This is a genomic window from Micromonospora sp. NPDC002389, assembly GCF_040296095.1.
GTDB lineage: Bacteria > Actinomycetota > Actinomycetes > Mycobacteriales > Micromonosporaceae > Micromonospora.
In genome coordinates, this window is sequence record NZ_JBEOWP010000042.1 from 1 (window position 1) to 1,702 (window position 1,702).

At 70.7% G+C, this 1,702-nt stretch carries 1 protein-coding gene; it reads left to right on the forward strand.

The window, feature by feature from the left end:
* Positions 1 to 117 precede the first annotated feature (117 nt).
* Positions 118 to 1,497, forward strand: a complete 1,380-nt coding sequence (locus ABT008_RS30375) for a hypothetical protein (protein ID WP_350700735.1) — start codon at positions 118 to 120, stop codon at positions 1,495 to 1,497.
* Positions 1,498 to 1,702 lie beyond the last annotated feature (205 nt).

Here is a 1,702-nt window from a genome sequence, read left to right on the forward strand (position 1 = left end):
CGCCGAGGTGTTGGGTTGTTCGGTCGGCACGGTCAAACGGCACGGGCATGACGCGTTGCGGCGGCTGCGGGAGATCGCCCCCGATCTGGTCGACGACACGGCCGAGAGGAGTGCACGGTGACCAGCCGACTGCGCGAGGCGTTGCGGGACACGGCGGAGGACGCGCCGGTCTACCCGGTGTACGAGCGGGCGCTGGCCACCGCACGACGCACCCGACGCCGGAACTGGGGCGCGGCAGCGCTGGTCCTGGTCCTGGTCGCGCTCGCCGTGACCGTCGTGCCGGTGGGGAGCGCCCCGAGCGTGGACCCGGCCGACGGGGTCGCCGGTGCGCTGCCCGACCGGATCGGCCTCCCGCCGATCGGTGCGCTGCACGTCACCGACCGACCGCGCCTCGGCCCAGCCGCCGTCCTGTTCAGTGGGCACAGGAGTGACGAGGACGAGACCATCGGCGTGGTCGGCGCCGATTCCGACCGCTACCGGATCCTGCGGATGGGAGCCGATTCGCCGGCCGGCGAGACGGTACTGCTGTCCCCTGACGGCCGGTACATCGCCCGGTCCGCCGACGATCCGGAGCGGCCGGGCGTCGACGTCATCGACCTGGTCACCGGTCGCACCCGGCACGTGGAGAGCACCTCAGAGCACGTCACGTTCGCGTACCCGGCGGGGTGGGCGCCGGACGGCCGGCACATCGCCGTGGTGGACATGGTGTTCGCCGACGCGCAGCAGTCGAGCCTACGGTCGGTGCTCAGCGTCGTCTCGCTCGACGGGCGCGAGCGGACCCGAGTGCAGGAGGCAGCCCAACAACCGATCTTCGCTCACCCGGTCGCGTTCACGCCGGCCGGCGACCGGCTCGCATACCAGATCGGCAACACGGTCTGGGTGACCGCGCGGGACGGTACGCGGCTGTCGTCGTTCGCACTGCCCTACGAATCCACGTTGGCCGGCAAGGGAGCGTGGACCCCGGACGGTCGATGGCTGACCCTGGCCACCCGTCGCGTGAACAGCAGTGAATGGCACCTGCGCCGGGTGGACCCGCTGACCGGCCGCGACGCCGGAACGCTGGACCTGCCGGCCGTCTCCGACGTGACCACCATTCGCCTGCTCGGCTGGGGGCCGGACGGGTCCGCGCTGGTCGTGGGCCTTACCCCGAACCCGCTGTCGCCCACCCGGTTCGACCAGCCGTTGGAGATCGACCAGCGCACCTCGTACGGGAGCGTGAGGGGCGTGCGGGTGCTCGCATTGAGCCCGGGTGCTGCCGAGCCGCGTACGGTGCTGACCGCTCCGAATCAGATCCGCGCGGTCGATGTGGCCGGAGGTGTCGTCGAGAGCGGCCATGTCCGGGAGGCGAGTTCGCCCGGCTGGCTGGGTGGCTGGTTCGTGTACTCGACGATGCTGATCATTCTGCTCTGGGCCGGGATCGCCGCCTACCGGCGCCGGAGGCAGCTCGCGTTCTGGTTCGAGCGGCGAGCCGGGCTGTCTGTCGAACATGGCCGTTGATTCGATCGAACCGCCACGCCGGAGCCAAAGCTCGTCGATGAGACGGCTACCGGGGTGCGGCCTCAACCATGAACGAGGGATCCGGCGTTCCAGAACTGTGCGGGGGGGTAGGCATGGTCCAGTCGTTCCATGAGTTCGTGGTGCATCGTTCGCCGGGGTTGTCGCGGACGGCGTATCTGCTGACCGGGGACCACCAACTTGCCGA